At 70.8% G+C, this 6,821-nt stretch carries 4 protein-coding genes; all 4 read right to left on the bottom strand.

Going from position 1 to position 6,821, the window contains the following annotated elements:
- Nucleotides 1–544: 544 nt before the first annotated feature.
- A complete protein-coding gene (locus AB0G50_RS12600) occupies nucleotides 545–3,406 on the bottom strand; it encodes a BTAD domain-containing putative transcriptional regulator (protein WP_360106141.1) in 2,862 nt (953 codons plus the stop codon).
- An 852-nt stretch (nucleotides 3,407–4,258) separates the two neighbouring features.
- Complete coding sequence (locus tag AB0G50_RS12595; protein ID WP_360106138.1) at nucleotides 4,259–4,906, bottom strand: DedA family protein; 648 nt, start codon at nucleotides 4,904–4,906, stop codon at nucleotides 4,259–4,261.
- 701 nt (nucleotides 4,907–5,607) lie between these two features.
- Nucleotides 5,608–5,799: a DUF397 domain-containing protein gene (locus tag AB0G50_RS12590; protein ID WP_360106134.1), complete on the bottom strand. Its 192-nt coding sequence runs from the start codon at nucleotides 5,797–5,799 to the stop codon at nucleotides 5,608–5,610.
- 16 nt (nucleotides 5,800–5,815) lie between these two features.
- A complete protein-coding gene (locus AB0G50_RS12585) occupies nucleotides 5,816–6,664 on the bottom strand; it encodes a helix-turn-helix transcriptional regulator (protein ID WP_360106131.1) in 849 nt (282 codons plus the stop codon).
- Nucleotides 6,665–6,821 lie beyond the last annotated feature (157 nt).

Below are 6,821 nucleotides of genomic sequence, written 5' to 3'. Positions count from 1 at the left end.
CCAAATGTGGTTGCCTCTGGCAGGCCATACGGGGAGAACACGACGCCCTTCCTCCCCGGAGGCGCTGCCCGTCCGGCGAGGACGCTTTTGTCTTTCAGCTTTTCAGCTTTTACGCTCTTGCTTTCCGCTTTTACGCCCCCTGGCGCCTACCTCTTGGCCTGAGAGGCCGAATGCGTGAGAGATGAATGCGTGAGAGATGAATGCGGAAAAACTAAAAGCATAAAAGCGTCCTCGCCGGACGGGCGGAGCCTCCGGGGAGGGGACTTGGGCGGTGCCGGATTGACGTCTTCGTCGTGCGTTGGGCAGGTACTTGGGTTGGGTGGCTGTGTTTCCCTCCCGTATGGCCCGCCAGAGGCAACCACATTTGGCACGGGGGCGCCGGCTTGGGAAATTAGTGTCGCGTCCTGAGAGTTGCGGCGCCCCCGTGCCAAATGCGGTTGGGCTTCGCCCGGGCCATACGGGAGGGAAACACAGCGCTAGGGGTTTGCGCTGCGCGCCTGGGTGGGGCGGTCGGGCGGCTGCGGGGGGGGTGTGGCCTGTTTCGCTATAGGTGGGCGGCGGTGGTGGTTCTTGTTCTTGCCAGGCGTGCTCTTACCTGGTCTGCCTCCGGGGCGTTCAGCTCCGTGAACAGGACCAGTGCTCGTTGCCAGTGTGCTGTTGCCCCTGCCACGCCCTGCCTGTCGAAGACCGTGGCCAGGCGGTCGTGGGCCAGGGCCTGGTGGTACGGGGAAGCGGCTGCCGAGGCTACCGAGAGTGCCGTTCTCGCCGACTTCACCGCCTCCGAGAGCTCACCCGATTCCAGGAGGACTGCCGCCAGGTCGGTTCGGCAGATCGACTCCCCGCACTGGTCGCCGACCTCGTGGTACATGTCCACCGCCGTCAGCACGAACGCCTTCGCGTCGGCGTAGCAGTGGTTCTCCAGGTACAGCAGACCGAGATTGTGGTGCGCGTTGGCCTCCGCGAAGCGGGAACCCGCCGCCTGGGCCACCACCAGGGCCTCGCGGTAATAGGTCTCGGACTCGCCGAGTCGACCCAGGGTCTGGAGCATGTCGCCCACCGAGGTCAACGCGCGCGCCTGCGCCGTCACGTCTCCCGAAAGGCGCGCCACCTCCAGCGCCTCCTGGTGGCGGACCAACGACTCCTCGGTCCGGTGGAACTGGTTCAGCGCCACCCCGAGGTTGAACAGCATCACGAATTTCGCCGCCGGGTCGCCGAGGCTCGTCGCCGCGCGCAGTGCCGCCTCGGTCGTCCGCAACCACCGCGACCGGTCCGTGCGCAGGAAGAAGAACCGGGACAACGTGTAGGGCAATTGCCACGCGTGCACCAGCCACGCCCGGTCCTCGCCCTCGCCGGCCATTTCCGCCGCCGCGATCAGGTTCGCCTGCTCCGCGTCGAGCCACGCCAACGCGTCCACCGAGCCCGACAGCCTCGGCACCTCCGGCGGCACGTGCGTGGGCGCGACCCGCACCGATCCGCGCGACACGGGCAGCAGCCCGTCGGCCAGGTCCGCGCAGTGCAGGTAGTAGTCCAGCATCAACTGGGTGGCCTCGTGCCGCTGCTCCGGCGACAGCTCGGCGGCCAGCGTCCGGGTGTACACCCGCACCAGGTCGTGCGCCCCGAACCGACCGGACTCGCTCACCGACAGCAGGTTCGCCGCGATCAGCGCGTCCAGCGCGCGTTGCGCCTCCGACACCCGCACCCGCGCCATCGCCGCCACCACGAACGCCGTCACGTCCGGGCCCGGGTGCAACCCCAGCAGCGCCAACAACCTCGCGGGCAACGGCGACAGCGCCCGCCGCGACGCGTCCAGCGCCGCCCGCACGGTCGAGTCCTCGTCCTCCAGGCCGAGCGCCGCCAGCCGACCGTGCTCGTCGTCCAGTTCCGCGACCAGTTCGGCCACCCGCAACGACGGCGACACCGCCAGTCGGGCCGCCGCGATCCGCAGCGCCAACGGCAACCCGTCGCACAGCACGGCCAACCGGCGCAACGCCGAGATCTCCGTCCGGTCCCGCCCGGCGACCCGCTCCAGCACCACCACGGCCGTGTCGACGTCCAGCATGTCCAGCTCGACCAGTCGCGCCTCGGCGTGCGCGACGAGCCCCACCAGGCGCCGCCGCGACGTCACCACGACGCACGACGGCGAACCGGGCAGCAGCGGCAGCAGCTCGGTCGACCCGCGCGCGTTGTCCAGCATCACGAACATCCGCCGGTCCGCGACCAGCGTCCGGAACAGCGCCGACCGCTCCTCCACCGTCACCGGGATGTCCGCCGACGGCACGCCCAACGTCCGCAGGAACCGGTTCAGCACCTCGCCCGCGCCCAGCGGCTCCTGGTTCGGGTCGTACCCGTGCAGGTCGATGTAGAGCTGCCCGTCGGGGAACTCCTCGCGCACCCGGTGCCCCCAGTGCAGCGCCAGCGCGGTCTTGCCCACGCCCGCAGGCCCCGTCACCACCAGCACCAGGCCGCCGTCGGGGTACTCGCCGAGCAGCCCGTCCAGCCGGGCGAGGTGGTGGTCCCGCCCGATCAGCGACACCGGCGCGCGCGGCAGCTGGGCGGGCGTCGTGGGCGCGACCGGCAGCGCCGCCTCGGGCGCGGGGGTCGGCAGGGCCAGCGGACGCGTCGGCGGCTCGGGGTTCTCCCCCTCCAGCACGGCCTGTTGCAACTTCCGCAGCTCGGGACCGGGCTCGACGCCCAGCTCGTCGATCAGCACGCGCCGTGCGTCCCGGTACACCGACAGCGCCTCGGCCTGCCGTCCGGCCTGGCACAGCGCGCGCATCAGCAACCCGTGCCCGCGTTCGCGCAACGGGTGTTCGGCGACCAGCGACGTCAACGACGGCACCAGCTCCGCGCCGCGCCCGATCAGCAGCCACAGCTCGGCCCGCTCCTCCAGCACCGCGAGCCGCCGCTCGGCCAACCGCCCGCGTTCGACCTCGGCGAACAGCCCGGTCACCCCGCCCAGCGGCTCGCCGCGCCACAGCTCCAACGCCTCGTCCAGCAACCCGGCCGCGCCGACCAGGTCACCGGCCGCGCGTAACCGGGCCGACGCCGCCACCCCGCGTTCGACCAGGTCGAGATCCACTCGGGCGGGATCCACCCGGAGCAGGTACCCGTCACCCACCGAGGTCAACAACTCGGCGGGCGCCCGCCGCGCCCGGCTGGGTTCCAGCGCACGTCGCAGCCCCGCGACGTAGGTCTGCACGAGGTTGATCGCGCTGCTGGGCACCGCGTCGCCCCACACCGCCTCGATGATCTGGTCGCGGCTGACCGGGGTGTTGCGCGCGAGCAACAACACCGCCAGGACGGCACGCTGCTTCGCGGCACCGAGATCGACGTCCCGATCACCGCGAACCACCCTGAGCAGCCCCAGCACCTCGAAGCGCAGGGGCTCTCCGCCGTCGTACTCCACCGACTGTTTCCTTCACCGAGGGGAAGTGCCTGTGGACCCAGGGTAGGAGATCACTTCAGTCCGACTCCAGTCGTCCTGTAGCCGGGTTCTTATGCTTAGCGTGTCCGGCCAACCACACAGGGCGAACCCCGGTGGGGGTGGCCGGACCAGACAGCGGGATTCCCGCTGCTCTCCCTGATCGACGGGGGCAGGCCGGCGTGCAAGGGGCATCCAGCCCGCGGCGGCGGAACGCCGGCCCGCCCCCGTCCCAGGACCTCTCCAGAGGGCGGCCACCCGGTAGGGGGTGGCCCACCCTCGTTGCCCTCCCCCAGTGATCGGGGCCGTGCCCGGGACCGAACCCCCGGCGCGGCCCCGTTCGCCTGCCCGCGGCCGGGAACACGCAGCTGGGAACACATAGCCGGGAACACGCAGCCGCGAGCACGCAGCCGGACGTACGCAGCCGCGAGTACCCAGTCCGTGGGCCGCAGTCCGTGGGGCCGCAGTCCGTGGGTGCACAGTCCGCGAGTCCGGAACTCGACCGTTCTCCCCGCCGCGGCACGTCCGGGGCCGGCCGGCGCACCATCCAAATGAGACGCACACGGCGCACGGACCGACGGCGCGGTTCGAAAAGCCTTGTCCGGCAAGCACGATCCCGCGAGCGTGGTCCCGCGAGCACAGTGCCGGGATGACTCGGCTCGCACGGCCGACCATCGTTCTTCTGCGACCGCGAGGCCGGACGAACGCCTCCCGACACCTGGCGTGGCGGGCACCGACTCGGACGGGCGTGGCCTGGCCGGTCCGACGGCACGTGCTCGCCCATGCTCGGCGGGCTCGGGATGGCTGGTGTGCGGGTGGTTGCCCGAAGGGTTGGGGTCAGACCTCCTCCAGTTCCTTCTCCGGCACGGCGACCGTCGCGGCGGCACGACGGCGGCGGAGGAAGAGGACGGCGGCGATCACGACGGCCAGACCCAGCACCACCCACATCACGCCGTTGAACACGGACTCGATGTACTTCGCGGACGCGCCCGCCGCCGAGCCGATGCCGATGTGCAGGGCGGACCACGCCACCGCGCCGGCGATCGAGGCGGGCAGGAATCTCCGGTAGGACAGGCCCGACGCGCCGGCCGACGCGGGCACCAGGGTGCGGACCACGGGCATGAAGCGGGCCACGAAGACCGCCCACGCGCCGCGGCGGCGCAACAGGTCACCGGCCTTGTCCCAGTGCTGCTGCCCGAGCTTGCGCACGACCTTGCTGTCCCGAAGCCGGGCGCCGTAGCGGCGGCCCAGGAGGTAGCCGACGCTGTCGCCCGCCACCGCGCACACCGACACCACCAGCCACATGACCAGGAACCGCGCGGGATTCGTCACCGTCGTCGCGGCCAGCAGCAGCGCGCTCTCCCCCGGCGCGATGAACCCCACGCCGATCGTGCACTCCGCCAGCGTCAGCGCGCCCGTCACCGCCAGCACGGCGGGTTGCGGCAGGCCAGCGAGTCCTTCCAACGCGTCGGTCAACAGGGCCATGGCTGTTCCCCCAGGGTTTTCGGGCGGCGAGGACGCGGACACCCACGAGCAGCACGCCGAGCCCGGCCGCGCCCCAGTGCACGGCGGCGCCGAGCGGGTCGCTGTACCAGAGGTCTCCGACGAGCACCGCGAGCAGCACCGCGAGGACCACCCGGGACCGGGTGGTGGCGGCGAGCGCGCCGGCGGCGCAGGCGAGCGCGGCCGAGGTGCCGTAATCGTTGCGGTGCAACAGTTCTTGGTCGCCCACGACGGCGTAGCCGAACACCGCGAGCGTCGGCACGACGTGGCCGAGGAGCAGCGAGCCGGCCGCCGTGGCCGAACCCGCGTGCCGTTCCAGCGCGACGACCACCACGGCCGTCAGCGCCACGGACCACACCGCGTGCAGCAGGTGGTACGAGCCGAACAGGCTGGTCGCCAACCGCCACCAGTGCCCGTCGAGCAGGTCGGTGCCGCGATAGCGGGTCAGGGACGCGGGCAGCGCGAGCGCCAGCACGCAGGCCGAACCGAGGAACAACGCCACCGGAGCGCGTCCGATCACGCCCTCACCCCCTTCCGCCGAGAAGTCTCGGGGGGCGGGGGTGCCCGCACATCGGTCCGCGGGCTGATCGTCGGGTCGACCTTTGGTACTACTCACCCCGGACAGAAGTACAGGGGGCATGCCCTAGGGCACACCCCCTGTAGCTAACCCGCGGACTACCGGGTCACTTCACGTCGAATACGCCGTTCTTCGCGGTGCCGACGAATCGCGACCATTCCACGGCACCGAATCCCAACCGGCCCGCGGTGCGGTTCTTGGTGTCCCGCACACCGGCTCCGGACCCGTTCAGCGCGATTTCCACGCACTCCGGCCCGCCGGCGGACGAGTACGTGCTCTTGCGCCATTCCTGCTGCATTGCGTCGTCTCCTGGTTCAGGGGAGCGCGCGCTCCACCTGCTCGATCAACGCCACCGATTCCACCGGGCCGAGGGACGCCGCGGACAACCGCGCGAACATGTCGGAATACCGGGCGACATCGGATGGCTGTTCCAAATACACGTCGCTTCGCGTGCTTTCGATGTATACCACGTCGGGATCGAGCTTCTCCGGAAAGCCGAGGATCACGAACCGCCCGTCCAACGCTGCGTGACCGCCGATCGCGAATGGCGTCACCTGGAGGGTGACATTCGGCAGAGCGGCGACCTCGACCAGCCTATCGAGCTGATTCCGCATCGTTGCGGGCCCGCCGACGAGCCGGTGCAGCGCCGCCTCGTCGATGACCACGTGGAGGCGGAGGGGGTCGTCCTCGCGGAGCAACGCCTGCCGCGCCTTGCGGAGTTTCACGCGGCGGTCGACCTCGGACGCGGACGCCTCGGGGATGACGTCCCCGATCAGCGCGCGGGTGTAGCCCTCCTCCTGGATCAGCCCGGGGATCATCAACCCCTGGTAGGTGCGCACCGACTCGGCGTCGGCCTCGAAGCCGACGTACCGGCCGGGCGCGATGTCGCCGAACTCGTCCCACCAGGCCTTGCGGCGGGCCTCACGGGCGAGTTGGACCAGCTCGTCCAGCGTGTCGCGGTCCGCGCCGTACGTCGCGAGCATGTCGCGGACGTCCCGGGGCGTCACCCCGACGCGCCCGGTCTCGATGCGGCTGATCTTGGACGCGGAGCACTCGAGCCGTTCGCCGACCTCCTCGATGGTGAGGTCGGCTTCTTCGCGCAGCCTGCGGAGTTCGCTCACGAGACGACGCTTGCGCAGGGTCGGGCTGCTGCCCCGTGGCATGGGCACACACCTCCTGGAATCCCGGTTCTCACAGTCTGTTGCCGGCTGCGTGTGGAGCAAAGAGACGTCATCCATTCGTGTAGTGCAACTTGCAGACGGCTGGGCGGCGGGATCACTCTCTTCGGGTCATATGAGACGACGTTGCGAAGGGACTCCG

It is taken from the genome of Actinosynnema sp. NPDC020468, from assembly GCF_040642015.1.
Classification (GTDB): domain Bacteria; phylum Actinomycetota; class Actinomycetes; order Mycobacteriales; family Pseudonocardiaceae; genus Actinosynnema.
This window is presented reverse-complemented; position numbering and strand designations above follow the sequence as displayed.

Excerpts from the sequence above, each read along its gene's own strand:
- AB0G50_RS12585 (WP_360106131.1), bottom strand. The coding sequence starts at position 6,664 with ATGCCACGGGGCAGCAGCCCGACCCTGCGCAAGCGTCGTCTCGTGAGC.
- AB0G50_RS12590 (WP_360106134.1), bottom strand. The coding sequence starts at position 5,799 with ATGCAGCAGGAATGGCGCAAGAGCACGTACTCGTCCGCCGGCGGGCCG.
- AB0G50_RS12595 (WP_360106138.1), bottom strand. The coding sequence starts at position 4,906 with ATGGCCCTGTTGACCGACGCGTTGGAAGGACTCGCTGGCCTGCCGCAA.